Source organism: Rhodoferax sp. GW822-FHT02D07 (assembly GCF_058802405.1).
Genome location: NZ_JBXAOD010000006.1, coordinates 1 through 23,342 on the forward strand (window position 1 = coordinate 1; position 23,342 = coordinate 23,342).

At 65.3% G+C, this 23,342-nt stretch carries 23 protein-coding genes and 1 pseudogene; 15 read left to right on the forward strand and 9 right to left on the reverse strand.

What is annotated here, in order from left to right; translation table 11 throughout:
• The 7 genes and pseudogenes from AC1RNN_RS13990 to AC1RNN_RS14020 all read left to right on the forward strand — a co-directional run.
• A pseudogene (locus AC1RNN_RS13990) lies at positions 1-168 on the forward strand (tripartite tricarboxylate transporter permease); the annotation flags it as partial.
• A gap of 24 nt (positions 169-192) precedes the next feature.
• Positions 193-1,482 carry a DUF3422 family protein gene (locus AC1RNN_RS13995; protein ID WP_493090042.1) on the forward strand — a complete coding sequence of 430 codons (1,290 nt, stop codon included), beginning with the start codon at positions 193-195 and terminating at the stop codon, positions 1,480-1,482.
• Between the two features lie 106 nt (positions 1,483-1,588).
• Positions 1,589-2,152, forward strand: a complete 564-nt coding sequence (ahpC, locus tag AC1RNN_RS14000; RefSeq protein ID WP_294772755.1) for an alkyl hydroperoxide reductase subunit C — start codon at positions 1,589-1,591, stop codon at positions 2,150-2,152.
• Between the two features lie 162 nt (positions 2,153-2,314).
• Positions 2,315-3,871 (forward strand): alkyl hydroperoxide reductase subunit F, encoded by a 1,557-nt coding sequence (gene ahpF / locus AC1RNN_RS14005; RefSeq protein WP_493090041.1) that lies wholly within the window; start codon positions 2,315-2,317, stop codon positions 3,869-3,871.
• Positions 3,872-3,942: 71 nt separating this feature from the next.
• A complete protein-coding gene (locus AC1RNN_RS14010) occupies positions 3,943-4,287 on the forward strand; it encodes a DMT family transporter (protein ID WP_493090040.1) in 345 nt (114 codons plus the stop codon).
• A gap of 110 nt (positions 4,288-4,397) precedes the next feature.
• Complete coding sequence (locus tag AC1RNN_RS14015) at positions 4,398-5,348, forward strand: tRNA dihydrouridine synthase (protein ID WP_493090039.1); 951 nt, start codon at positions 4,398-4,400, stop codon at positions 5,346-5,348.
• A gap of 9 nt (positions 5,349-5,357) precedes the next feature.
• On the forward strand, positions 5,358-5,729 hold the full coding sequence (locus tag AC1RNN_RS14020; RefSeq protein WP_493090038.1) for a 2OG-Fe(II) oxygenase family protein: 372 nt from the start codon (positions 5,358-5,360) through the stop codon (positions 5,727-5,729).
• Between the two features lie 50 nt (positions 5,730-5,779).
• On the opposite strand, the gene AC1RNN_RS14025 is transcribed toward AC1RNN_RS14020, so the two are convergent.
• Complete coding sequence (locus tag AC1RNN_RS14025) at positions 5,780-6,643, reverse strand: NUDIX hydrolase (RefSeq protein WP_493090037.1); 864 nt, start codon at positions 6,641-6,643, stop codon at positions 5,780-5,782.
• A gap of 108 nt (positions 6,644-6,751) precedes the next feature.
• On the opposite strand from AC1RNN_RS14025, the gene AC1RNN_RS14030 reads away from it, so the two are divergent.
• Positions 6,752-7,678 carry an SDR family oxidoreductase gene (locus AC1RNN_RS14030; RefSeq protein ID WP_493090036.1) on the forward strand — a complete coding sequence of 309 codons (927 nt, stop codon included), beginning with the start codon at positions 6,752-6,754 and terminating at the stop codon, positions 7,676-7,678.
• Here AC1RNN_RS14030 and AC1RNN_RS14035 read toward each other — a convergent pair.
• Positions 7,675-8,817, reverse strand: a complete 1,143-nt coding sequence (locus tag AC1RNN_RS14035; protein ID WP_493090047.1) for a GGDEF domain-containing protein — start codon at positions 8,815-8,817, stop codon at positions 7,675-7,677. The two genes, AC1RNN_RS14030 and AC1RNN_RS14035, sit on opposite strands and share 4 nt — an antisense overlap.
• A 205-nt stretch (positions 8,818-9,022) precedes the next feature.
• Between AC1RNN_RS14035 and gshA the strand changes: the two genes are divergently transcribed.
• Positions 9,023-10,558, forward strand: a complete 1,536-nt coding sequence (gene gshA / locus AC1RNN_RS14040; protein WP_493090035.1) for a glutamate--cysteine ligase — start codon at positions 9,023-9,025, stop codon at positions 10,556-10,558.
• Here gshA and AC1RNN_RS14045 read toward each other — a convergent pair.
• Positions 10,555-11,442: a LysR family transcriptional regulator gene (locus AC1RNN_RS14045; RefSeq protein WP_493090034.1), complete on the reverse strand. Its 888-nt coding sequence runs from the start codon at positions 11,440-11,442 to the stop codon at positions 10,555-10,557. The genes gshA and AC1RNN_RS14045 overlap by 4 nt on opposite strands.
• A 97-nt stretch (positions 11,443-11,539) precedes the next feature.
• On the opposite strand from AC1RNN_RS14045, the gene AC1RNN_RS14050 reads away from it, so the two are divergent.
• The gene (locus tag AC1RNN_RS14050) at positions 11,540-12,505 is read left to right on the forward strand and encodes a sodium-dependent bicarbonate transport family permease (RefSeq protein WP_493090033.1); all 966 of its coding nucleotides are present in this window, start codon (positions 11,540-11,542) and stop codon (positions 12,503-12,505) included.
• Positions 12,506-12,553: 48 nt separating this feature from the next.
• Here the strand turns inward: AC1RNN_RS14050 and AC1RNN_RS14055 are convergent, their stop codons facing one another.
• Positions 12,554-13,087 carry a hypothetical protein gene (locus AC1RNN_RS14055; protein ID WP_493090032.1) on the reverse strand — a complete coding sequence of 178 codons (534 nt, stop codon included), beginning with the start codon at positions 13,085-13,087 and terminating at the stop codon, positions 12,554-12,556.
• A 162-nt stretch (positions 13,088-13,249) separates the two neighbouring features.
• Between AC1RNN_RS14055 and ylqF the strand changes: the two genes are divergently transcribed.
• The 3 genes from ylqF to AC1RNN_RS14070 all read left to right on the forward strand — a co-directional run bounded on the left by ylqF (position 13,250) and on the right by AC1RNN_RS14070 (position 16,051).
• Complete coding sequence (ylqF, locus tag AC1RNN_RS14060; protein ID WP_493090031.1) at positions 13,250-14,233, forward strand: ribosome biogenesis GTPase YlqF; 984 nt, start codon at positions 13,250-13,252, stop codon at positions 14,231-14,233.
• 75 nt (positions 14,234-14,308) lie between these two features.
• Positions 14,309-15,016 carry an SOS response-associated peptidase gene (locus tag AC1RNN_RS14065; protein WP_493090030.1) on the forward strand — a complete coding sequence of 236 codons (708 nt, stop codon included), beginning with the start codon at positions 14,309-14,311 and terminating at the stop codon, positions 15,014-15,016.
• Positions 15,017-15,058: 42 nt separating this feature from the next.
• Entirely contained in the window at positions 15,059-16,051 is a 993-nt protein-coding gene (locus AC1RNN_RS14070; RefSeq protein WP_493090029.1) for a catalase family protein, read from the forward strand.
• A 4-nt stretch (positions 16,052-16,055) separates the two neighbouring features.
• Here the strand turns inward: AC1RNN_RS14070 and AC1RNN_RS14075 are convergent, their stop codons facing one another.
• The 5 genes from AC1RNN_RS14075 to AC1RNN_RS14095 form a co-directional block, all read right to left on the reverse strand.
• Positions 16,056-16,886: an alpha/beta fold hydrolase gene (locus AC1RNN_RS14075; protein ID WP_493090028.1), complete on the reverse strand. Its 831-nt coding sequence runs from the start codon at positions 16,884-16,886 to the stop codon at positions 16,056-16,058.
• Between the two features lie 38 nt (positions 16,887-16,924).
• On the reverse strand, positions 16,925-18,052 hold the full coding sequence (locus tag AC1RNN_RS14080; RefSeq protein ID WP_493090027.1) for a M48 family metallopeptidase: 1,128 nt from the start codon (positions 18,050-18,052) through the stop codon (positions 16,925-16,927).
• A gap of 2 nt (positions 18,053-18,054) precedes the next feature.
• Complete coding sequence (locus AC1RNN_RS14085; RefSeq protein ID WP_493090026.1) at positions 18,055-19,254, reverse strand: YjgN family protein; 1,200 nt, start codon at positions 19,252-19,254, stop codon at positions 18,055-18,057.
• Between the two features lie 105 nt (positions 19,255-19,359).
• The gene (locus AC1RNN_RS14090; RefSeq protein WP_493090025.1) at positions 19,360-20,271 is read right to left on the reverse strand and encodes a hypothetical protein; all 912 of its coding nucleotides are present in this window, start codon (positions 20,269-20,271) and stop codon (positions 19,360-19,362) included.
• A 51-nt stretch (positions 20,272-20,322) separates the two neighbouring features.
• A complete protein-coding gene (locus AC1RNN_RS14095; RefSeq protein ID WP_493090024.1) occupies positions 20,323-21,519 on the reverse strand; it encodes a toxin-antitoxin system YwqK family antitoxin in 1,197 nt (398 codons plus the stop codon).
• An 81-nt stretch (positions 21,520-21,600) separates the two neighbouring features.
• Here AC1RNN_RS14095 and AC1RNN_RS14100 point away from each other — a divergent pair, with 81 nt between their 5' ends.
• A complete protein-coding gene (locus tag AC1RNN_RS14100; RefSeq protein ID WP_493090023.1) occupies positions 21,601-22,434 on the forward strand; it encodes a M90 family metallopeptidase in 834 nt (277 codons plus the stop codon).
• Positions 22,435-22,470: 36 nt separating this feature from the next.
• Positions 22,471-23,091, forward strand: coding sequence for a YitT family protein (locus tag AC1RNN_RS14105; protein WP_493090022.1), 621 nt, complete (start codon positions 22,471-22,473; stop codon positions 23,089-23,091).
• Positions 23,092-23,342: the final 251 nt, after the last annotated feature.

Consider the following 23,342-nt stretch of genomic DNA (forward strand, 5'->3'; position numbering starts at 1 on the left):
ATGGAGGAGTATTTGCGTCGGGCGCTGCTGCTGTCCCGTGGGGACTGGAGTGTGTTCCTGACGCGGCCTCTGTCGGCTTCCCTGTTGGCGGCTGCCGTGCTGCTCCTGGTTGTGGTGCTTATGCCTTCTATCAAGGCCAAGCGCGAAGAGGCTTTTGTTGAGGATTGATATCTCGTGAAACCGGACCTCGCGTTGAACCGATTGCCTGTACAGCACCCACAGCGCCTATCCCTTCATAACGAGGTCCACGCCCGTCCGCCCGAGCCCATGGGGCTTCCCATGGCGCTCTCCCATATCGTGATGGTCTGCAATGCGCAGCAGCGCGATGCCAGCCGGGAACACATTGCCACGCTGGCGCGCGACCACCACCTTCCCGCTCCCGATGCCCAGTCCATCCATGCGCGCATGGACTTTGGCCCTTACCGGGTACGCTGGGAGTTGCACACGGAGTTTGTCACCTGGACCTTCATGCGGTCCATTGCAGGACAAGGCGAGGGTGAGCGCGAACCCGAGCTTGCCATCGAGGCCGTGCCGCAGCAGTGGCTCGCGGCCCTGCCTGGCGAGTGCCTGACCAGTCTGCACCTGTGGGTATTGCCTACACAGGCGGAACATAACGACGCCTGGATTCGTCAGTGGCTGCATGAAGACACCTTGGTTGCTTCTACGGTGGCCGATGGTTTTGGCGAGGTGTATACCGACTTCGCAGTCCATGCCGATGGCTTCTCCCGCATGCTTCTGCTGGCTGGCGGCATGACGCCGCGCCGTCTGGGGCGGCTGGTGCAGTGTCTGCTGGAGATTGAGACCTACCGCATGGCCGCCTTGCTGGGCTTGCCGGCAGCGCGTGAGGCCGGGGCGGTGTTGGCCAGCGCCGAGCGTGAGCTCGCGGAGTTGGCCGAAGCCATCCGCAGCGCTACACGCAATGAAGAACCGCAATTGCTGGACCGTCTGACACGCCTGGCCGGTCAGGTGGAGAGCCAGCACGCGGCCACGCATTCACGCTTCTCGGCCAGCGCTGCTTACTTCGAGCTGGTGGACAAGCGCATCGAAGACATTGCCGAATCCCGTTTGGCAGGAATGCAGACCATTGGTGAATTCATGGAGCGACGCCTGACGCCCGCGCGCAGCACCTGCGCCTGGTCCAGCCGGCGCCAAGACGCGCTGTCGCAGCGCGTTTCGCGCGTGAGTAACCTGCTGCGCACGCGGGTGGAGATCGAGCAGCAGCAAAGCAGCCAGGCCTTGCTGGCCACCATGAACAGCCGCCAGGGTATCCAGCTCAAGCTGCAGTCCACGGTGGAGGGGTTGTCGGTAGCGGCGATTACCTATTACATCGTCGGCCTGATCAGCTACCTGGCCAAGGGCGCGACGCACTGGGGATGGCCTTGGAGCCCCGAAATGACGGCTGCGGCCGCCATTCCGGTGGTGGCGGGCAGCGTCTGGTGGTCCCTGCGCCGGTTGCACCACAGGGTGTTCCGGGCGTCATAGGAAAAGCCAATCCGGTTGATTGGATCAATCAACCCAAAACATGGTCCAGAGCCTCTAAGATTCAACACGTTCACTCATCGAACGGCAACATTTAGAGGAAAACCCCATGTCTTTGATCAACACGCAAGTTCAGCCTTTCAAGAACGAAGCCTTCCACAACGGCAAGTTCGTGACCGTGACCAACGAGTCCATCAAGGGCAAGTGGAACGTGTTCATTTTCATGCCCGCGGCTTTCACCTTCAACTGCCCCACCGAAGTGGAAGACGCAGCTGACAACTACGCCGAATTCCAGAAGGCCGGTGCCGAGGTCTACATCGTGACTACCGACACCCACTTCGCCCACAAGGTGTGGCATGAAACCTCCCCCGCCGTGGGCAAGGCCAAGTTCCCCCTGATCGGTGACCCCACCCACGCCCTGACACGCGCTTTCGACGTGCATATCGACGAAGAAGGTCTGGCACTGCGCGGCACCTTCATCATCAACCCCGAAGGCCAGATCAAGACGCTGGAAATCCACTCCAACGAAATCGCCCGCGACGTGAAGGAAACCCTTCGCAAGCTGAAGGCTGCCCAGTACACCGCTGCCCACCCCGGCCAAGTGTGCCCCGCCAAGTGGAACGAAGGCGCCAAGACCATCACTCCTTCGCTGGACCTGGTCGGCAAGATCTAAAACACCGGCTCTCGTCGGTCGGGCGGCGCAAGCCGCCCACCAGCCGGACAGCGTCCTGCTACGTGTGTAGCAGGCCGTCCGGCTTTTTTATGCCCAAATTGGGCTCTAGCCCGCGTGTAGTGTGCGCAAGCAGCTACTAAATGAATAGCAAAAGGAATCACCATGCTCGACGACACCCTCAAATCCCAACTCGGCGCTTACTTGGAGCGCGTGACGCTGCCGATCGAGATCGTGGCGTCGCTCGGTGATGACAGCAACTCCACCGAAATGCGCGAGCTTCTGCAAACCATCCAGAGCCTGCGCAGCGACAAGATCACCGTGGCCTACGACGGTCAAGATGCCCGCAAGCCTTCCTTCGCCCTGAAGCGCGCAGGCAGCGACACCAGCCTTCGCTTTGCCGGCCTGCCGCTGGGGCACGAATTCACCTCCCTGGTGCTGGCCCTGCTGTGGACCGGTGGCCACCCGCCCAAGGTGGAGCAGGACGTGATCGACCAGATCAAGGGTTTGGACGGGGACTACAGCTTCGAGGTCTACATGAGCCTCACCTGCCACAACTGCCCGGACGTAGTGCAGGCGCTGAGCCTCATGGCTATCCTCAACCCCAAGGTCAAGACCACCGTCATTGAAGGCGGCGCCTTCCAGGATGAAGTGACGGCGCGCGAAATCATGGCTGTGCCCAGCGTCTACCTGAACGGCGAACTGTTCGGCAATGGCCGCATGCTGGTGGAAGAAATCGTCGCCAAGCTCGATACCGGCGCCGCCGCCAAGGACGCCGCCAAGCTCAGCGCCAAAGACCCGTATGACGTGCTCATCGTCGGCGGTGGCCCCGCCGGCGCCGCTGCCGCCGTGTACGCCGCCCGCAAGGGCATCCGCGTGGGCGTGGCCGCCGAACGCTTTGGTGGCCAGGTCAACGACACCATGTCCATCGAGAACTACATCTCGGTGCAGGAAACCGATGGCCCCAAGTTCGCTGCTGCGCTGGAAGCGCAAACGCGATCCTACGGCGTGGACATCATGAACCTGCAGCGCGCCGACAAGATCGTGCCGGCGGCGCAGGCCGGTGGTCTGGCTGAAGTGGTGCTGGCCAACGGTGGCACGCTTAAGGCCAAGACCGTGATCCTGTCCACCGGCGCGCGCTGGCGCAATGTGAATGTGCCCGGCGAAGCCGAGTACAAGAACAAGGGCGTGGCCTACTGCCCGCACTGCGACGGCCCGCTGTTCAAAGGCAAGCGCACCGCAGTCATCGGCGGCGGCAACAGCGGCGTCGAAGCGGCGATTGACCTCGCCGGCATCGTGGCCCACGTCACGCTGATCGAGTTTGCCGACCAGCTGAAGGCCGACGCCGTGCTGGTCAAGAAGCTGCAAAGCCTGCCCAACGTCACGATTCACACCAACGCCCAGACCACTGAGATCACCGGTGCGGACGGCAAGGTCAATGGCCTGAAATACAAGGACCGTGCGACCGGCGTGGAACACCTGGTGGAGCTGGAAGGTGTGTTCGTCCAGATCGGCCTGGTGCCCAACACCGAATGGCTCAAGGGCACGATCGAGCTGAGCAAGTTCGGCGAGATCGTGGTCGACGCCAAGGGCCACACCAATGCGCCCGGCGTGTTCGCGGCTGGCGATTGCACCACGGTGCCCTACAAGCAGATCGTGATCGCAGCGGGCGAAGGATCGAAGGCGGCACTGAGTGCGTTTGACCACATCATCCGCCACTGAGTAAGCGTGCCTGGGTGCAGTTGGTAGGATGGGGGTGCGTTGTTCGCTCCCCCATTTCCAACGGATCGCCCATGTTTGTCATCACCAGTTCGGCTTTTGCCTGGCTTGTTATTTTTGTGTCGGGTTTGCTTGAGATCGTCTTTTCCGTGAGCATGAAGCTCTCGGATGGGTACAGCAAATTCTGGCCGTCCGTGGTCTCTGTGGTGGCTGCCATCCTGAGCGTCTGGTTGATGAGTCGCACCTTGGGCGTCATTCCTGTGGGCACGGCCTACGCCGTCTGGGCCGGTATAGGCGCCGCTGGCACGGCAATAGTCGGCATGCTGATGTTCCAGGAGCCCGCCACCGTGGCCCGTATGGTCTGCCTCGCCTTGGTCGCCATTGGCATCGCGGGTTTGCAGCTGCAGTCATCGAGCTGATCCTGGCGGACGTTGTGGATTGCACATGTGGCTGCCGGGTGACCGTGGTGGACAATTGCAACCCCAGCGTGTGAGTTATTCCTGTGCCTGTCCGTATTTACCTCGCCCCTATGGAGGGGCTGCTCGACTTTGTCCTGCGTGACATCCTGACCCGGGTGGGCGGGGTGGACAAGTGTGTGTCGGAGTTCATCCGCATCACGCATACGCTGATGTCGGAGAAGGCGCTGTTGCGCACCGTGCCCGAGCTGGCCTTTGGTGCGCGCACCTATGCCGGCGTGCCGGTCTGGCCGCAGTTGCTGGGTTCGGATGCGCCCTGCATGGCCGAGAACGCGGCGCGGCTGGCCGAGATGGGGGCGCCGGGCATTGACCTGAACTTTGGCTGCCCGGCCAAGGTGGTGAACCGGCATGGCGGTGGTGCCACGCTGCTGCAGGACCCGGAGATTCTCCGCACCATCGTAGCCGCCGTGCGGGCCGCAGTGCCTGCGCACATTCCTGTGACCGCCAAGATGCGCCTGGGCTACAACGATGACAGCCTTGCGCTGGACTGCGCGCGTGCGCTGGAGGCCGGAGGTGCGGCCGAGATCGTGGTGCACGCGCGCACCAAGGCGCAGGGCTACCGCCCGCCGGCCTACTGGCAGCGCGTCGGCGATGTGCGCCAGGCCGTGCGCGTGCCGGTGGCGGTGAACGGCGAGATATGGACGGTGGAGGACGCACGGGCGGCTGTGGCGCAGAGCGGCTGCGACATCGTGATGCTGGGCCGCGGCATCGTCGCACGACCCGCACTGGGGCGCAGTGTGCTGGCGGCCATGGGCACGGTGCCGGGCAGCATCGCCCAGCCGGGTGCTGATTGGAGCTGGGAGGAACTGGGCCCGCTGATGCACGCCTTCTGGCAGGTAGCCAGCACCCGACTGGAGCAAAAGCAGCAAGCCGGCCGTGTGAAGCAGTGGCTCAACCTGCTGCGCCGCCACTACCCGCAGGCGCAAACCGCGTTTGACGAGGTGCGCACGCTGGTACGGCCCAGCGAGGTGGACGCGTGGATACGTGCGGCCATTCCGCAGTAGAGTGGGGCGATGTTTCCTTCTTCCTGGCGCAACTATTGGGTACTGGCCTTCCGCTGGCAGCGTGGGCGTCAGGGTACGGGTTACGACAAGATGCTGCTGGCCACGGCGCGTTGGCCGCTGCGCTTTGACAGCTACCTGATCCGCTACCCCGAGGGCTCGGAGATTCCGCCGCACACCGACCCGGTGCAGGCCGGGCGGCACTACCGGCTCAACTTCATCCTGAAGTCCCCGCGTGCGGGTGGCGAGTTCGTCTGCGCCACGCCCATTTACGCGTCCCGCCGCATCAAGCTGTTCCGTCCCGATGCCTGCGAACACAGCGTGACCCGCGTGGAAGGCGGCAGCCGCTACGTGCTATCGGTTGGATGGGTTTTAGGACGCTAGCCCCCGTAAAATATGCGCAAGCAGCTACAAAATCAGTAGCGTTTTGCGCATCAGCTCCACAGACTTTCCAGTGAACCCTCGGGCACAAAACGCCGGTTGCGGATGGTGAGCCGCGTGGGGCCGGGCAGGGCGCGGATGGGCTCGGAGTGTTGGGGATCGCCGGGGTAGCAAAGGACGGTCTCGCCATCCTCGCTGAAGTTTTCCGGGCAAATGCAAGGCGGCGTTTGCGCGCGGGCGGCGCGGATGGCGTCTGCTGCGCTGGCGTGACGCGCCAGATGCGCTAGGCTCATGATCTGCGGTGGCGCCATCTCGATCTCGCCGCGGTGGTAGCGCTGCAATGCTTCTTTGGGACGGAGCCAGACGCTGGCAGTGGCTTCAAAGTTGTCGTGGCTGGCCACCTGGTCGTCCGGCGCCAGTGCGAGGAAGAAGCGGGTGTCAAAGCGCTTCTTGCTCAGGGCCGCCATGCGCGGTGTGATCCATCGGCTCCAGGGCACCATGTGGCTGGCAAGCAGGCGCGCGCCGTCTTTCTGCGCTCCATTCAGCCAGGCTTGCCAGTCCGCAGGCTGGGCGCTGACGGGGCGGCTGGGCCCAGTGGCCAGCAGCACGCCGGCTTCTTCATACAGCTCGCGCACGGCGGCCACAAACAAGCCAGCACCCACCTCGGGGGGGAGCGCTGTCTCCCCCAACTTGGCGGTCAGTGTGTGCGCATCGGTATCCAGAGCCTGGGTGGCCGCTGAGGAGCAGTCGTGGGCATCGAGCTTGCCGCCGGGGAAGACATAGGCTTCGCCAAAGGTGTCGGACAGGCCGCTGCGCTTGACCAGAAATACCTCCAGCCCGGAAGCGCCGTCACGCAGCAGTACGACGGTGGCGGAGTCGCGCGGGGTGCCGCTGGCGGGTTCTAGCGTGTCTTGCATGGGACTCTGTCTTTTTGGTGAGCAATTGCTTGAATTAAAGTATGCGCAGCAGGCCGGGGCCATACGCACAAGCCCTGAGCCCTTTAACGCACTACGAGGAGACGAGCGATGAATCTGGATTTCCACGGCCGTGTGGCCATTGTGACGGGTGCCGGTGGTGGCCTGGGTCGCCAACATGCCTTGGCCCTGGCAGCGCGCGGCGCCAAGGTGCTGGTCAACGACCTGGGCGGTGCACGCGATGGTTCGGGCAGCTCGCTGTCCGCCGCCGAGGCGGTGGTGGCCGAAATCCGCGCAGCGGGTGGCGAAGCCCTGGCCAATGGCGCGTCGGTGACCGACTTCGACGCCGTGCAGGCCATGGTCAAACAGGCGGTGGACGCCTGGGGCCGTGTGGACATTTTGGTCAATAACGCCGGCATCCTGCGCGACAAGAGCTTTGCCAAGATGGAGCTGGCCGACTTCCGGCTGGTGGTCGACGTGCACCTCATGGGGGCGGTGCACTGCTGCAAGGCCGTGTGGCCCTACATGAACGAGCAAAAGTACGGCCGCATCCTGATGACGACCTCGTCCTCCGGCCTGTATGGCAATTTTGGCCAGAGCAACTACGGCGCGGCCAAGCTGGCGCTGGTGGGGCTGATGCAGACCCTGTCGCTGGAAGGCGCCAAGAACAACATCCGCGTCAACAGCCTGGCCCCCACGGCGGCCACGCGCATGACCGAAGACCTGATGCCGCCCCAGGTGCTCGAAGCGCTGAAGCCCGAAGCTGTGGTGCCCGCCATGCTGGTGCTGGTGTCTGAAGAGGCGCCCACACGCACTACCTTGTGTGCGGGTGCCGGCAGTGTGGAAGCCGCCCACATCACGCTCACGCATGGCGCGTGGATCGGTCTGGATGCGCAGGCGCCCGAGGCCCTGGCGACACAGTTGAGTCAGGTGCTGGCGCGTGATGGCGATACCGTGCCGCAAAGCGGCGCAGCCCAGGGGGCGCAGGAAGTGGCACGCGCCATGGCGCAGCTCGGGGCAGGGAAGGCCGAAGTCTAAAACGCGGTGACGGGTGCGGGTACGGTACTGCCCGCGTTCTCCCACGACTTGCGCTCGGCCTGGTCCACCACGGACACTGGGTCGGCATTGGCAGCCTGCACCGTGACCACCCCCATGCCGTAGCGCGGCGTGAAGGTGTGAAAGGCCTCGTCCACGCCCACCACACTCAGCGGCTTGGACAGCACCATGCGCAAGCGCAGCACATTGCGCTCCACCAGCTCTTCGTGCTTGATACCTGCAATCACCACCACAAAGCAGCGCGGGTGGTACAGGCCCACCACGCAGCGGAAGCCCACGGCGCGGCGAATGCGCGCCGTGATGGAGGTGAGTATCTGCTGGTCCACGCGGTGGCCGGCGGACTCGCCCAGTTCGTAGAGGTTGTGCAAGTGCAGGCAGACCACGGTGCATTTGCCCTGCATGCGCGCGGCGCGCCAGAAGGCATCGTCCACTTTGGACAGGAGCACCGAGCCTGTGGGCAGACCGGTGGCCGGGTCTGCGCCATGGGCCAGGCCGGCCAGGCGCATGAGCTGGCGGTTCTGCCGGTTGCGCCGTACGGCCATGGCGGTGGCCACCAGAAAGTGCGCCACGGTGCAGAAGGCGGTGAGCGCCATGCCGCGCCAGCCAAACCAGTCAGGGTGCAGCGCGTAGGAGTACAGGCCCAGAATCGTGCCGCCCAGGAACACGCTGGCCACCACCATCCAGCGCGCCAACGGGTCGCCCAGCACATGGGCGCGCACTGCAGCAGCCAGGCCCAGCAAGAGCCCCACGCCGCTGAAGAAAGCGCCAGCCTCCACCAGTTCCACCGGGTTGTCACCCGCCATGTAGAGCGACCAATAGGCCAGCAGCACCGCAATGCCGATGAGCGTGGCAGCGCCCCAGTTGAGGATGTAATAGAGGAAGCGGTCTTCGGCCGCCGCGCCCAGCCACAGCCCCAGATAGCTCAGCGCCACGGCGCCGCACAGCGGCCCCAGGCTGGCCTTCAGCGTGAGCAGCGCCCAGGCGGGCAGCTCCGGAAACCACAGCGCCGGCAGGCTGGTCAGCAGCACGCTGCTACTGCCCAGCAGCAGCACGAACACCAGCCCGCGCCAGGACGCGACGCTGCGGTTCATGAGCACGTCGGCCACGGCCACGGTGGCCATTGTCAACAGGCCGCCTAGCATGCAGGACCAGACCATTAGTTCGGAAGTTTCCACCGGGGCATTATTCACCAGCATGAAGGCCCGAGCGCTTGAAAACCGCTCCCTGGCCTCCACATAAGGGAAACTGCGCAGAAAGCCCGCGCCAGCACCGGAATGCGGCCTGTGGTAACTTTGCGCCCCGATGAATTTGGAAGGGCCTTTCGCCATGGACAGTAGACACGAGGCCCTGAGTGCCCTGACAGCAGACCGCCTGCGTGGTATCCGCCGCGGGATTGAAAAAGAAAGCCTGCGCGCGCTGCCCAGCGGCATGCTGGCCATGACCTCGCACCCGCAGGCCCTGGGCTCCGCCCTGACGCACCCGCACATCACCACCGATTTCAGCGAATCCCAGGTCGAGCTCATCACCGGCGTGCACGCGTACCCCGAAGCCGCCATTACCGAGCTCACCGAGGTGCAGCAGTTCACGTTGGCTGCCATGGGCGACGAGCGTCTGTGGGTGTCCAGCATGCCCTGTTGTCTGCCGGGTGACGACGAGATTCCCCTGGGCCAGTACGGCTCGTCCAACGTGGCGCAGTCGAAGACTGTCTACCGCCGTGGCCTTGGCCATCGCTATGGCCGGCGCATGCAGACCATCTCGGGCATCCACTACAACTGGTCGCTGCCCGATGTAAGCAGCGAGGCCTACTTTGGCCTGATCCGCAACTTCCGCCGCCACGCCTTTTTGCTGCTCTACCTGTTTGGCGCATCGCCCGCGGTGTGTTCCTCCTTTGTGGCGGGGCGCGAGCACCGCCTGCAGGCCCTGAGCGAAGGCACCATGTACCTGCCCCACGCCACTTCGCTGCGCATGGGCCGCCTGGGCTACCAGAGCGATGCCCAGGCCTCGCTGGCTGTGAGCTACAACAGCCTGGAGGGCTACGCCCATTCCTTGCACGGCGCGCTGACCCAACCCTATGCCGCCTACGAGGCCGTGGGCGTCAAGGCGGCTGATGGCAGCTATAACCAGCTCGCCACCACGCTGTTGCAGATCGAGAACGAGTTCTACGGCACCATCCGCCCCAAGCGCGTCACCTTTGCCGGCGAGCGCCCGCTGCACGCCCTGCGCGAGCGCGGTGTGGAGTACGTGGAAGTGCGCCTCATGGACCTGGACCCTTTTGAGCTGGTGGGCATCAACAGCCAGACCATGCGCTTCCTGGACGTGTTTCTGCTGCACTGCCTTACGTCTGCCAGCCCGGACGACACCCCGCAGGAAATTGCCGCCGTGGGCCGCAACCAGCACGCTGTCGCAGAACGCGGCCGCGAGCCCGGCCTGACGCTGGAGCGTGGCGATACACCCGTGACGCTGACCGCCTGGGGCGAAGAGCTGCTGGTGGGCATGCGCCCCATCGCCCATGCACTGGATGCCGCACACGGTACCGACGCCTACAGCCGCGCCGTGCAGTCCGCGCAACACGCGCTGCAACACCCCGATACCTTGCCCTCGGCCCGCGTGCTGCACGCCATCCGTGAGGACCACGGAGGTTCCTTTGTGGCCTTTGTGCGGGCCCAGTCGGAGCAGACACGCGCAGCCATGCTGCAACCCCCCATTGCCCCTGAGGTGGCAGCCCGCTTTGCGGCGGAGTCGCAAGCATCGTGGGATGCGCAACGCGCGATTGAGGCCGCGGACACCATGCCCTTTGATGTCTACCTCAAGGAGTACCTGGCGCCGCACCGGCTCCAGGCCCGCCCCATCAAGCCTGTCTAACGCATCTCCTGGCGCAGCAGACGCAGCACCAAGGGGTGTTGCACTTTCTTCTCTGTGCCGATGGCGTAGAACTGTTCCTGCACGCCCTCGCAGCGGCCGATGCGGCGCACCTTGTAGTGCGCCACGATGTCATCGTGCACCCAGTCCACGGCCGGGAAGATACCCATGCCACTGGCGCCAAAGGTCTTGAGCAGGGCGCTGTCCTCGAATTCGCCGCGAATCTGGGGGCGCAAGCCCCGTTGTTCAAACCACTGATCCAGCCGTGCGCGCACCGCGGAATGCCGGGTCGGCAGAAGAATGGGTAGCCGACCCAGGCTGGCGGGAAAGTCGCGCATGGCGCGCTTGGCCAGATCGGCGCTGGCGTACCAGGCCAGCGGCGAGGCGCCCAGCGCATGGCCGTAGAGTTTGATGTTGGGGTTGCCAGGCGCCGGCCGGTCGGCAAAGACGAGGTCAAGCTTGTGCAAGGCCAGGTCCGTCAACAAGGGCTCAAAACCGCTTTGGTGGCACACCAGATGCAATGTGGGCTCGTGGGCTATGGGCTCCAGCAGGCGGTGTACCACCAGTTTGGGCAGGCTGTCGGCCATGCCTACCGCGAGCCGCAGCCCTGGCGCTTGCCCAGCCGCCCGCACCAGCGAGGGCAGGGCTTCCCCCAGCAGGAAGATCTGGTCCGCCCGCTGCATGGCGGCGACGCCGGCCTCGGTCAGCTCCAGGCCGCGTCCGGCCGGCTTGAGCAGGGTGCACCCTAGTGATTTTTCCAACTCCCGTACCTGGGTGCTGACGGTCTGTACCGCCATCTCCAGCCGCGCCGCGGCGCGCGCCATGCCCCCCTCTTTGGCCACGACCCAAAAGTAGTACAGGTGGCGGTAGTTGAAGGCGTTGCTCATATTCAGATAAAGCAGAAATAAATCTCAATAATTATCTGCTTTATCAGAAATATAGAAACAGATACCTTCAGGCATCTGCTGTTTGGAGGGCCTGTGCATGGTGAGTTTTCTGGATCCGGCGATCCTGTTCTTTGTGTTCGGCATGCTGGCCGGCTTGGTGCGATCCAATCTGGAAATTCCTGCGCCCATCTCCCGCTTTCTTTCGCTCTACCTGCTCATGGCGCTGGGCCTCAAGGGCGGCTTTGCGCTGGCCAAGTCCGGGCTCACGGCCGAAGTGGTGGTGTCCCTCGCTCTGGCCTTGCTATTGGCGTGTGCCATTCCGCTGGTGGGCTACATCATCCTGCGCCGCCTGCTCAATGGTTTCGATGCGGCGGCTGTTGCCGCCACCTATGGTTCGGTGAGCGCCGTGACCTTCATCACGGCGGCCCAGCATCTGGACACCCAGGGCATGGCCTACGGGGGCCATATGGCTGCGGCCATGGCGCTGATGGAATCACCCGCGATTGTCATGGCCGTGGTGCTGGCCAACTGGGTGCGCACACGTAACGCTCCAGCCGCCGGTGCGGGTCAAGGTTCCCTGCGCCATGTGCTGCACGAGTCCCTCACCGATGGCGCTCAGCTGCTGCTCTTGGGCGCCATGGCCATTGGCATGCTCAGCGGAGCCTCGGGCGAGGCCGTGATGAAGCCCTTCTCGGTGGACCTGTTCAAGGGGATGCTGGCTTTCTTCCTGCTGGACATGGGGTTGCAGGCAGCCCGCAATTTGGGGGGCTTGCGTGGCAAGTCGGCCTGGTTGTTACTGTACGCCGTGGCTGGGCCGCTGTCCCACGCCGGTCTGGCACTGCTGCTGGCCTGGGCCCTGGGCCTGTCGGCTGGCAACGCAGCTTTGCTGATGGTGCTGGCTGCGAGCGCCTCCTACATTGCCGTGCCCGCTGTGGTGCGGCAGGCCATTCCAGAGGCCAACCCTTCTCTGTATTTCGGCATGTCCTTGGGGCTGACGTTTCCGCTGAACATCGTGCTGGGCATTCCGCTGTACGCGTCGCTGGCGCAGCGCGTACTGGGGTAAAAAAAGCCAGCCCGTGGGGCTGGCTTTTTGGCGATGGCCGGAGGGACCTCAGGCTGCCTTGCGCACCCGGCTGACCTTCTTGGCCACTGCGCGCTTGGCACCGGCAGCCTTGGCCTTCACGGCCGAGCCGGCAACCTTGCTCACCAGTGCATCGCTCTTGGCTTCCAGCTTGGCTGCCACGCTGTTCACCGCCACTGCGGCGGGCACGGCAGCCACGGCGATGGTGTTGAGCGTGCTCAGGCCGGTGCTCTTCTCGAAGCGACTGGCATTGGCCGCCACCTGTTCCAGGCCCTTGCCGGCCAGTTCCACCGCCTTGTTAACCGCGCTGTCGGCGCTGTCGCTGCTCAGGGTCACGCCTTGGGTGTAGAGGGCGGTGAGTTTCTTTTGAGCGGCTACGGCGTTGGTGCGCACCTCGGGGCTGATGCGCTTGCCGGCCTTCTTGACGGCGGCAGCCCAGGACTGGTCCACATAGCCCACGGCACGGGCGTTGCCGACGCGGTAGGCGTTGATCACGTTCTTGGCGGTATTGCCGTAGGACGCGATCAGTTCATGGGTCACGGTGGACAGCTTCTTCTGGGCCATGGAGTACTCCTGAAAATGGATGGAAAGGAAAAAGACCTTGGGGGGCATTCTCCAAACCGTGCCTAGTGAAGGCACCTTAAATGCCCCGCCTTTCCTAGAGGCGCCTGCCTAAGCCAACATGCCGGACAATGACGGCTTTGGCGCACAGAAAGACACGACGGCATGGCAATTCAGTGGTTCCCGGGGCATATGCACCTGACCCGCAAGGCGATTCAGGAGCGCATCAAGGCGATTGATGTGGTGATCGAGCTGCTCGACGCCCGCCTGCCCGGCTCCAGCGCAAACCCCATGCTGGCCGAGATGACAGCGGGCAAACCGGCCCTGAAGGTGCTCAACAAGCAGGATCTGGCCGACCCCGAACGCACCGCGCTCTGGCTGGCCCACTACAACGCCATGCCCGGCGTGCGTGCGCTCCCTTTGGACGCCAGCATGACCACGCCCGCCAAGGCCCTGGTGGCTGCCTGCCACGAACTGGCCCCCAACCGCGGCGGCATGGCCAAGCCCATGCGCGTGCTGATCTGCGGCATCCCCAACGTGGGCAAGTCCACGCTCATCAACACCCTCAAGGGCAAGCGCGCCGCCAAAACCGGCGACGAGGCCGGCGTGACCAAGCTGGAACAGCGCATCACCATCGCCGACGACTTCTACCTGTACGACACGCCTGGCGTGCTGTGGCCGCGCATCATCGTGGCCAAGAGCGGCTACAACCTGGCCGCCAGCGGCGCCATTGGCAAGAACGCGTTTGACGAGGAAGAGGTGGCGCTCGAACTGCTGGACTACCTCCGCCAGCACTACGCCGAGCCGCTGGAAGCGCGCTACAAGCTCACCGGCGTGGCCGGGATGACGGACGAGCAACTGCTCGATGCCATTGGACGCAAGCGCGGCGCGCTGCAAAGTGGCGGCAAGATCAATCTGCAAAAGGCCGCCGAGATCGTGATCCACGACTTCCGCGCCTGCGCCATGGGCCGCATGACGCTGGAAACGCCCGCCGAGTTTGCCGAGTGGCTGGCCGCTGGCCAGAAGCTGGATGCCGAGCGCCAGCTCAAGAAGGACGCCATCGAGCTGGACCGCAAGATCCGTTTCAAGAAGGTGCCCCGTCCCGAGCAACCCCGCCACAGCGATGCACGCGATGCGGCTGAGGAATAGCATAAAAACTGCCTCTAGCCCCCGTGGATAGTGCGCGAGCAGCTAGTAAAACCATAGCGATCTGAGTCCGCGCCCATGTGCATCAACTTCCGCCCCGCGGCCAACCCGGCCTTTCTGGCCGAGCGCCTGGGCCCGCTGGAGCCGCCGCTGGGGCAAATGGAAGACGTGTTCCCTGGCTACCAGGCCCCTGTGGCCCTGCGCCGTGGCGCGGGTGGGAACAGTCTGGCGGCGCTGCGGCCCGCGCAGTTTGGCCTGGTGCCCCACTGGTGCAGCGACGCCACGCAGGCGCGCGACATCAGCCGCAAGACCTACAACGCCCGCAGCGAAACCGCTGCCAGCAAGCCCAGTTTCCGTACCGCCTGGGCCGCGCGCCAGTGGGTGCTGGTGCCCATGGACTGTTTTTTCGAACCCTGCTGGGAAGACGCCCCCGCCCATGGTGGCCGCCCCGTGCGCTGGCGCATTGCGCGGGTCGATGGCGCGCCCTTTGCCGTGGCCGGCCTTTGGGACCGCTGGGCCGACCCGGCCACGGGCCAGCTGCAGGGCAGCTTCACGGTGCTGACGGTCAACGCCGACGGCCACGCGGTCATGGGCCGCATGCACCGGCCCGATGAGGAAAAGCGCATGCCCGCCATCGTGGCGCCCGAGCGCTATGCCGACTGGCTGCAGGCCACGCCCCAGACTGCCATGGGTTTTCTGCAGGCCGCACCTGCGGAATGGCTGCGGGCGGAGGTCGACCCCTTGCCGGGCACCCCGCCCAGGGCCCACACTCCGGGCTTGTTCTGAGTCCGGGCGCGAGGTGCGCCTGCATCACTGAAAGGCCTGGCAATGCCCACTTCCCTGAGCCCCAGCACCGACTGGCACGAGCAGATCGCCCCCGACGAGGAGGCCCGCTTCGCGGACTACGGCCGGCAGTTTGCCGAGCTGCAGCAGCGCAAGTCGCGTGAGTTTGGCAATGGCCGCGCGCTGCACCGCAAGCAGTTGGCCGCCGTGCAGGGGGAGCTGGAGGTACTGGGCGATTTGCCTGCGTTTGCACGCCACGGTCTGTTTGCCCAGCCCGGCCGCTACGCCGCCTGGGTGCGCCTGTCCAACGGCGCCATGGACCGCGCCAGCGACCGCAAACCGGACATCCGCGGTTTTGCTATCCGGGTGCTGGGCGTGCAGGGCGAATCCGCGCTGGGCGGCCCGTGCAAGAGCCAGGACTTTGCGCTCATCAACCACGAGGTGTTTGCCTTCCCCAAGAGCGGCGAGTTTGTGGACTTTGTGGTGGCGGCCTCCAAGGGCGGCGGCGCTCTCATCAAGCACCTGGTCGCCCGCTACGGCCTGCTCAGCGTGCCCGGGCGCATCCTGCAGACCGTCAAAACCTTTGGCAAACCCTTTGCCGGTTTTGCGGCGGAGCCCCTGTTCAGCGCGGCGCCCATCGCCTGCGGGCCCTACGCCGTGCGCGTGCGCCTGTGGCCGGTGAGTGCCAATGGCCCGGCTGCCGCAGCAGGGCAGATGGACTCGGGCGCCGAGTTCTCCAGCCGCCTCGCGCGGCAGACGCTGCAGTGGGAGTTGCAGCTGCAGCCCTACGTGAGCGAAGCCCTCACGCCCATCGAAGACGCATCGGTGAACTGGCCCACGCCCTACACCACCGTGGCCCGCCTCACCCTGCCGCAGCAGGACAGCCAGGGCGCCGCAGGCCAGGCCTTTGCCAAGGAGGCCGAAGCGGCCGTCTTCGACCCCTGGCAGGCCCTGGCCGCCCACCGCCCGCTGGGGGATGTGATGCGCGCGCGCAAGGCGGTGTACTTTGTGAGCCAGCAGGGCCGCGGGGCGGCCTGAGCGCTCAGGGCCGGCCGGTCGGAGCGGGCAGGCTTTGCAGCCATTCCCGCACAGCGGTCTGCAGGGCCTCGGGCTGATCCACCATCACCCAATGGCCGCTGCGAAAACCCAACGCCAGGTTGGCCGGGTTGCGGGCCAGGGTTTCCAGCCAGCGGCTGGAGTGGAACATGAAGGGCTTGCGCGTTCCCCAGGCATAGAACACCGGGCAGTGCGGGCGCACCGGCAATGTGTGGCGCAAGCCGCCGGCCGCGCCGAGCCAGGCCATGGCGTAGGGCAGGTTCATGCGCCAGTGGATGCCGCTGGCCGCCGTGGGGCAGCGCATGGTGCGCGCCATGCGGCGGGTCAGTCGGTCCGCCAGGCCCTCGGCGCCCAGCATGCCCAGGCCCCAGCAGCCAGCCAGCCAGAGTTGGTAGCCCAGCACCTGCAGCTTCTGTTTGGCGTCCAGGCTGCGGGCGTAGGCGCCGCTGTTGTGGTCGCCAATGTCAATGCCCACGATGCGGGCCACGCGGTCGGGGTGGCGCAGGGCCAGCTCGTAGCCGAACACGCAGCCCCAGTCGTGCATCAGCAGGGTCACGGGCTGCTGCGGACTCACCGTGTCCAGGATGGCCAGCAGCTGCGCCGTCATCTGCGCCAGCGAGCGTGGTTTGGCGGCGGCCGGTAGCTCGAAACCCGGCATGGTGAAGCGCGCGCATCGGTACAGCGGCGAGAGCGCCTCCACCATGCAGTCCCACAGCCGGTAGCTGTCGGGCCAGCCGTGCAGCATGACGATGGTGTGCCCCCCTCGGCCACTCAGGTGCACCTCGGTGTCGTTGACGAAAAAACTGTGTTCAGACATGGGAATGCTATTAAAAACGGAGCAGCTTGCACATACCTCTACTGGGCCGCAGCCCGGAAGAAGGCAATACGGGCGGAATCGGTAGGGTGGGACGCAAAGGCGATGCCCAGCCAGGAGTCGTCCTCGTCGTCGCTGTCGTCCTCCGGAGTGGCCTCGGTGTTTGGGGCGGCCTTGCGATCGCCCTCCTGCCCGGCTTCGCGCTTGGCACGTTCCTCCTGGCGGTAGCGCTCCAGTGCTTCAAACATGCTCACCATGTGCAGCGGGGAGAGTCCCGCGTCCTTGAGCACCTTGACGGCATGGACATCGGCCTCGCGTTCGGCCTCGCGCGAGTAATGCGCCTGGCCCAGCAGCGCGGGCACAGCCGCCAGCAGGCTGCTGAAGTCGCCCAGCACCACGGCCCCCAGCGTGCCCAGCACAGCGGCCTGCACCAGCATGCGCACCCCGTGGCGCTGTTGCAGATGGCCCAGCTCATGCCCCAGCACGGCGGTGAGCACGCGGGTATCGCCATTCACCATGGTCACCATCTCGTCGGTCATGATGATGGTGCCCCCTGGCAGCGCCAGCGCGTTGGGGCCGATCTTGCTCTTGCGAAACACCAACTGATACGGCGTGCGACGGTCGATCGGTTGGTGGCGCATGGCCTCGGCAAAGGCCTGGCGTATGGTCTCCTGCTGGGCTGCTGGCAACTGGCTGGGGCCCATCATGAGTTCGTCCACGGCCTCCAGGGTTTGTTCGCCAATGGCCTGGTCCACGCTCACGGGGGTGGCGGCCACCACGCCGCGCGCCAACATCGGCAGGCCCCAGAGTTGCATGGCCACGGCGAGTCCCACCAGCACGGCCACACTGCCTGCCACCCAGCGCCAGCTTTGCTGCATCTTCACGACCAGCGATTCACCCTGGCCCTGGCTGCGCACCCAGTCGTCCCAGGCGGCACCGTCGTCGCATTGCACATGGCCACCGCCAGGCAGATGGGCCAGACGCATGCCGTGGCGCGTACGCTCGGGCCATTGCACCTCGCGCGCGGGCACGTGCAGATCCACGCCCTCGCCATGAATGTGCAACCGGCGCTGCCGACCTTCGCCTTGCAAGGCCAGCGTTACCGGCTGGGCGCGTGCGCTGCGGCCGTTGAAATAGCTGGCCACCAGTGTGGCCGCTGTGGACTGCACGCTCAGAGCCCGACGTCCATGCCGAAGAAGTCGCCTGCGGCGTCTCCGGCAGCGTCACTTTCTTGGGCCAGGACGCTGCCCATGAGCAGGTCCGGGTTCATGCGCGATTTGATGCTCATCGCCTCCAGCCGCATGCGCGCCGTGGCAACCGCTGCAAACGGCCAGTACAGCCCCAGCGTGATGATGATGAAAAACCAGTTTTTCAGGGTGAGCCAGATCAGGGAACGCGCACGCAGGGCGCTGATGAAGCGCAACTCGGTGTTGCCGGTTTTGGTCCAGACCAGGTTTTGCATACGCGCCTGGGCATAGGGCTTCAGGCTGATGAAGCACGCTGCAGACAGCAGCCAGACGGGAATGATCAGGGCCATGATGGTCGTGGGGCCCAGTTTCATGAGCAAGGCCTGAGGGCTGCCCAGACCAAAAACGGCAGCCACGATCAAGGCGGCTGGTGTCAGGGCAATCAACAAGAAGAGACCGACTACTTTCAGCGACAGTGCGTAGAAAGATCCAGAGGTCGCGCGAAACGTGGTTTGCAGTGGCCCCAGGCCGTAGTGGTTGTGCTGGTACTGCTTGAGATTCCACAGCAGCCACGGTGAAACGGCCAGCATGCTCAGCGCCCCCAGCCCTGTAGCCACCAAGTACCAGGTCGGCGGAGTGGCTTGCTCCGGCAAAAACGCCAAAAGGGCAAGAAAAAAGGTCCCGGGCACAAACAGCGGCAGCATGGCGCGGTAGGCACCGCGCAGGTCACCGTGGAAGCGGAAGCGCAGGCCGCGCCAGCTGGTGTTGGCCAGGCGGAACTGCATGGACGACTTGAACAGCGCTGGCCACAGCGCCGAGACGATGAGAAAAGCGATCAGGCCCGCAATGGGCGAGAACTCGCCAGCCAGGGAGTACAGGACGAACAGCACACCCACCAGCATGTAGCCCTTGAACATCTTGAAGGCGTTGCCGTGGAAACCCAGCGGCTGGCCGTCCACCAGCGTGTTGCCCATGAAGTAGCGCAGGCGGCGCACCTTGGCCCAGGCAAAGTAGATTCCGAAGGTGACCAGCGTGAGCAGCAGGTTCACGATCCAGATGCGGAAGTATTCGCTGCCGGAGCCGGTGAAGCGGATGCCTACCTGGTGGGTGCTGGGGGGAATGTGCACCGCGGTTTCGGGTGCGAGATAGGGCTCGGTTGCGCCAGGCGCATCGGCAGCGTGCATGCAGGATCCTCCTTGAAAGTGGTCGGGGCCTGGGGCCCTCTGGTTCTCGGCGCCATCATATAGCGCCCGTGCCGCCCCGCCGCCGGGGGCTCCATCGGCACGGTTTCAGGGTTTCGCTTTCAGCTCGGCTTCCAGCGTGTCCCATAGCTCGCGTTCGGTGAGCGGGGTTTCCGGGGGCAGGTAGGGGTTGGTCAGGGCGAAGACGCGGCGCCCGGCCAGGCTTAGCTCGCCGAGGATGGATTTCTTGAAGGCCTGGTAGCGCTTCTCGAACTTGCCGTTTTTCATGAGCGTGCGCAGGCCCTCTTCAGCGCGCTGGGCGAGTCGGTCGCCCTCGGGCGTGTGGGCGAAGAAGAAGTAGCGCGGCAGCGGGTAATACACCAGCAGCCGGCTCTCGATGGCCAGGGCTGGATACGTCTTGCTGCCAGCGCTGAACTCTGGGCCGATCTCGTTGACGCCGCGCGAGAACACATCGAAGCGGTTGGCATCCAGCATGGGCAGCAACGCTTCGTAGGTGGGGGCGGTGACCACGGTGAAGCCCTGGGTGCGCAGGATGTCGGTGTCTATCCACACAGCACCCTGGCCTATGCTGAAGGCCTGCAGCTGCGCCAGCGTGCGCACCGCGTCCAACCGGGGCTGAGTGCCGGCCTTGATGAGGAAGAGGCGGTAGCCGGTCAGGCCCTTGTCCAGCGGAATGCGGATGGGGCGCAGGGTCTGCTCGCGGCTGATGCTGGTGGTGCGTGCCATCACGCTGATGTCCGTGGAGGCGGCGAGCAGCAGTTCGGCCCGGCCGGCGCTCATCACCTTGGGGCTGGGCTGCAGCACATAGGGGCCCCATCGGGGCGTGGTTTCGTCCAGCGCGGCCTGCAGCAGCTCCCAGTAGTAGCCCATGCGCACGTCGGCGCCACTCTCGGGCGGCGGGTAGATGTAGCGCATGGCGGGCGCTTGCGCCCACAGGGGAGTGATCAGCCCACAACTGGCCAGCAGGCTGACAAGCAGGATTCGCAACGACTGGATCATGGGGCCTCACGTGCCTTTTGATCCAGTGTAGCCCCCCTCTGTGACAGTTGCCTAGCGGGCGTAGGCCTTGCGCGAGCCGTCCTCGAACAGTTCGTCGTCGGCGGTCTGCTTGCCGTTTTCGTCCCAGCTGCGCAGGCGTTTTACATTGCCCTTGTCGTCAAAGGTCTCCTCCTGGGAGAGCTTGCCGTTCTCGTAATAGCTCTTGTGCACGCCCAGGCCGCGCTCCTGGCCGTAGCGGCCGTCCAGCGCATAGCGGCCTTCGCCTACCAGGATGCCCTTGTCGTTGAAGTGCTGGCGCTCCACCTGCTCGGTCTCGCCCACCAGGCTGTAGCGTTCCTTGCTCTGGGGTTGGCCGTTGAGGAAAAAGCGCGCTTCGCTGAGCAGGCGGTTGCGCTTGCGCCCGTTCACCTCGCTCACGCCGTACAGGCGCTCGCGCACCAGCTGGCCGCTGGCGTGGTATTCGGATTCGCGCTGCAGCTGGGCGGGCTTCTCTGCCTCGTTCCACACCTTCTCGCGGCGCTTGCCGCCGTCGTCGCCATAGAAGCGCTCGATCCGCTGGCTGCCCTGGCGTTCCATCTCTTCCTGCGGTTTGCCGTTGTCCATGAGCAGCGTGTATTTCTGCACCACGCCGGCCAGCAACGTTTGCGTCGCGCGCTGCTTGCCGTTGCTGCCGTAGGTGGCAACGATGCTGGGGCTGCTGCCAAAGCCGCAGAGGGCGGCGTCGTTCACATGCGGGGCCAGCAGGGGCTTGAGGCCGCAGCGCAGGCTGGTGAGCTGCTTGCCCTGGGTGAACTGGGCGCTGGCGCCTTCGCGCTCGTTGTCGGCCACCCATTCCACGGCCTTGGGGCTGCCGTCTTCATACCAGCTGCGGCGCAGGCCGCGTGCGTTGCCCTTCACGTTGGTGAACTCCAGCACCAGCTGGCCGTTCTGCGCCCATTCGCGCTCCAGCCCCTCATGCGGGCCGTTGGCGGTGATGGTGAACTCCTTGACCAGCTTGCCATTGCGGAAGTAGCGCGAGAGGCCTACCGAGTCGCCGTTGCGCAGCTCGTATTCGCGCTCGATCTGGCCAGAGTCGCGGTCCTTGCAACGCACCATGCCATTCTTGCCGGCGGTCTCGTTGCCGTTGTTGGTGTTGATGGACTTGCCGTCCAGTTCGCAGTCCTGCACGGCGAGTGCGCCCGTGGCGGCCACCAGCAGGGCAGTGCCCAGAGCCAGACGAAGAGGTGAGGAGGTCAGGGGGTGTTGCATGGGAAAGCACTGTAGCGCAGCTTGAAATGCGGGCTGCGGCCTCCAGCTACAGTGCGAACCAACGATTGCAAGAGGAGCCCTGTGGCCTTTGTCGTGTTTTGCCTGGCCGCAGCCGGGCTCCTGGCGTGGTTGCTGGGCTATCCCTGGTGGCTGCGCCAGCAGCGCCGCCGCATGCAGGACCAGCCCTTCCCCCAGCGCTGGCGCACCGTGCTGCGCCGCCGCGTGCCCATGGTGGCGCGCCTGCCGGCGGACCTGCAGATGCAGCTCAAGCAGCACATCCAGGTCTTCATGGCTGAGAAGACCTTCATCGGCTGCGCCGGCCTGCAGGTCACCGAAGAAATGCGCTTGGTGGTGGCGGCCCAGGCCTGCCTGCTGCTGCTCAACCGGCCGGATGCGGCGGACTACTTTCCCAAGGTGCGCGAGATCCTCATGTACCCCGGTGCCTTTGTGGTGCACCGCAGCCGCACCGATGCGGCCGGCGTGCAGCAGGAGCAGCGCCAGGCGCTGGCCGGCGAATCCTGGTCGCAGGGGCAGCTCATCCTTTCTTGGCAGGATGTGCTGGAAGGCGCGGCCACGCCCGACGACGGACGGAACGTGGTGCTGCACGAGTTTGCCCACCAGTTGGACCAGGAACAGGGCCAGGCGCGCGGCGCGCCATTGCCCGTGCGCGGCGACACGCGGTACAACGCCCAGCGCTGGCAGCAGGTGTTTGAAGACGCCTACGAGCACCTGCGCCAGCAGGTCTTCATGGGCGAACAGGGCCTGCTGAACCACTATGGGGCGCAAGACCCGGCCGAGTTCTTCGCGGTGACGGTGGAGGTGTTCTTTGAGCAGGGCGCAGCGCTGGCGGCTGAGTACCCGGCGGTCTACGCCGAGCTACAGGGCTTTTTCCGCGTCGATTCGGCCAGCTGGTAGCCCCCGGGCAGGTGGGCACGGCACAATGCTTGCTCCATGCCCGACATGATCTCTTCCCCGGCCCCCGACAGCCACACCCTGTTCGAAGACGCGCAGGCCATTTTTACGGGCACCCTGTTCGTGAGCCTGGCGCTCATCCTGTTTGGCCAGGTGGGCCTGCTCACGGGCGGTACGGCCGGCATGGCCTTTGTGCTGCACTACGCCACGGGTGTGAGCCTTGGCAAGCTGTTCTTCCTCATCAACCTGCCCTTCTACTGGTTTGCCTGGCGCCGCATGGGCCGCGAGTTCACGCTCAAGACCTTTGTCGCCATCACCTTCCTTTCGGCCATGGCCGAGTGGTCGCCCAAGCTGTTCGCCATCGAGCGCCTGCACCCGGCCTACGCGGCGGTGCTCGGTGGGCTGCTGCTGGGCTCGGGTTGCCTGTTCCTGGCGCGGCACCGCGCCAGCCTGGGCGGTGCCACCATCATTTCACTCTACCTGCAGCAGGCACGGGGCTGGCGTGCGGGGTGGGTGCAGATGGGCATGGACTGCTGCATCGTGCTGCTGTCGCTGACGGTGGTGGACCCGGTGCGGGTGGCGTATTCGGTGTTGGCGGCGGTGGTGATGAGTTTGTTCATTGCGGTGAATCATCGGCCGGGGCGGTATGCCGTTCTTTGAGGTTCCTGTTTTCGTTGCTTCTTTTCCCCCTATCCCCCCCAGCCCCCTTTCGCCACCGCCGGGGCGAAAGGGGGAGCCTAACTACCGATTTGGTTGCCTTTCGCCGGCTGCGAGCTACGCTCGGTAGGCTGCCACCGGGTGGGTGCACCACGGCCCATGCCAGCGGTTGTGGGACTTCGTATGGATGGGCTCGGAGCTACTGGCGGGCGTAGCCGCCAGCGTGGGTGAACAGACCGCTGCGAGGTCCCACA

Bases quoted from the DNA above. Each gene is read 5' to 3' on its own strand.
- AC1RNN_RS14055 (WP_493090032.1), bottom strand. From the start codon at position 13,087: ATGGCCCAGAAGAAGCTGTCCACCGTGACCCATGAACTGATCGCGTCC.
- AC1RNN_RS14010 (WP_493090040.1), top strand. From the start codon at position 3,943: ATGTTTGTCATCACCAGTTCGGCTTTTGCCTGGCTTGTTATTTTTGTG.
- AC1RNN_RS14020 (WP_493090038.1), top strand. From the start codon at position 5,358: ATGTTTCCTTCTTCCTGGCGCAACTATTGGGTACTGGCCTTCCGCTGG.
- gshA (WP_493090035.1), top strand. From the start codon at position 9,023: ATGGACAGTAGACACGAGGCCCTGAGTGCCCTGACAGCAGACCGCCTG.
- AC1RNN_RS14090 (WP_493090025.1), bottom strand. From the start codon at position 20,271: ATGATCCAGTCGTTGCGAATCCTGCTTGTCAGCCTGCTGGCCAGTTGT.
- AC1RNN_RS14065 (WP_493090030.1), top strand. From the start codon at position 14,309: ATGTGCATCAACTTCCGCCCCGCGGCCAACCCGGCCTTTCTGGCCGAG.
- AC1RNN_RS14035 (WP_493090047.1), bottom strand. From the start codon at position 8,817: ATGGCCACCGTGGCCGTGGCCGACGTGCTCATGAACCGCAGCGTCGCG.
- AC1RNN_RS14085 (WP_493090026.1), bottom strand. From the start codon at position 19,254: ATGCACGCTGCCGATGCGCCTGGCGCAACCGAGCCCTATCTCGCACCC.
- ahpF (WP_493090041.1), top strand. From the start codon at position 2,315: ATGCTCGACGACACCCTCAAATCCCAACTCGGCGCTTACTTGGAGCGC.
- AC1RNN_RS14050 (WP_493090033.1), top strand. From the start codon at position 11,540: ATGGTGAGTTTTCTGGATCCGGCGATCCTGTTCTTTGTGTTCGGCATG.
- AC1RNN_RS14075 (WP_493090028.1), bottom strand. From the start codon at position 16,886: ATGTCTGAACACAGTTTTTTCGTCAACGACACCGAGGTGCACCTGAGT.
- AC1RNN_RS14015 (WP_493090039.1), top strand. From the start codon at position 4,398: ATGGAGGGGCTGCTCGACTTTGTCCTGCGTGACATCCTGACCCGGGTG.
- AC1RNN_RS14025 (WP_493090037.1), bottom strand. From the start codon at position 6,643: ATGCAAGACACGCTAGAACCCGCCAGCGGCACCCCGCGCGACTCCGCC.
- ahpC (WP_294772755.1), top strand. From the start codon at position 1,589: ATGTCTTTGATCAACACGCAAGTTCAGCCTTTCAAGAACGAAGCCTTC.
- AC1RNN_RS14070 (WP_493090029.1), top strand. From the start codon at position 15,059: ATGCCCACTTCCCTGAGCCCCAGCACCGACTGGCACGAGCAGATCGCC.
- AC1RNN_RS14095 (WP_493090024.1), bottom strand. From the start codon at position 21,519: ATGCAACACCCCCTGACCTCCTCACCTCTTCGTCTGGCTCTGGGCACT.
- AC1RNN_RS14105 (WP_493090022.1), top strand. From the start codon at position 22,471: ATGCCCGACATGATCTCTTCCCCGGCCCCCGACAGCCACACCCTGTTC.
- AC1RNN_RS14045 (WP_493090034.1), bottom strand. From the start codon at position 11,442: ATGAGCAACGCCTTCAACTACCGCCACCTGTACTACTTTTGGGTCGTG.
- ylqF (WP_493090031.1), top strand. From the start codon at position 13,250: ATGGCAATTCAGTGGTTCCCGGGGCATATGCACCTGACCCGCAAGGCG.
- AC1RNN_RS14030 (WP_493090036.1), top strand. From the start codon at position 6,752: ATGAATCTGGATTTCCACGGCCGTGTGGCCATTGTGACGGGTGCCGGT.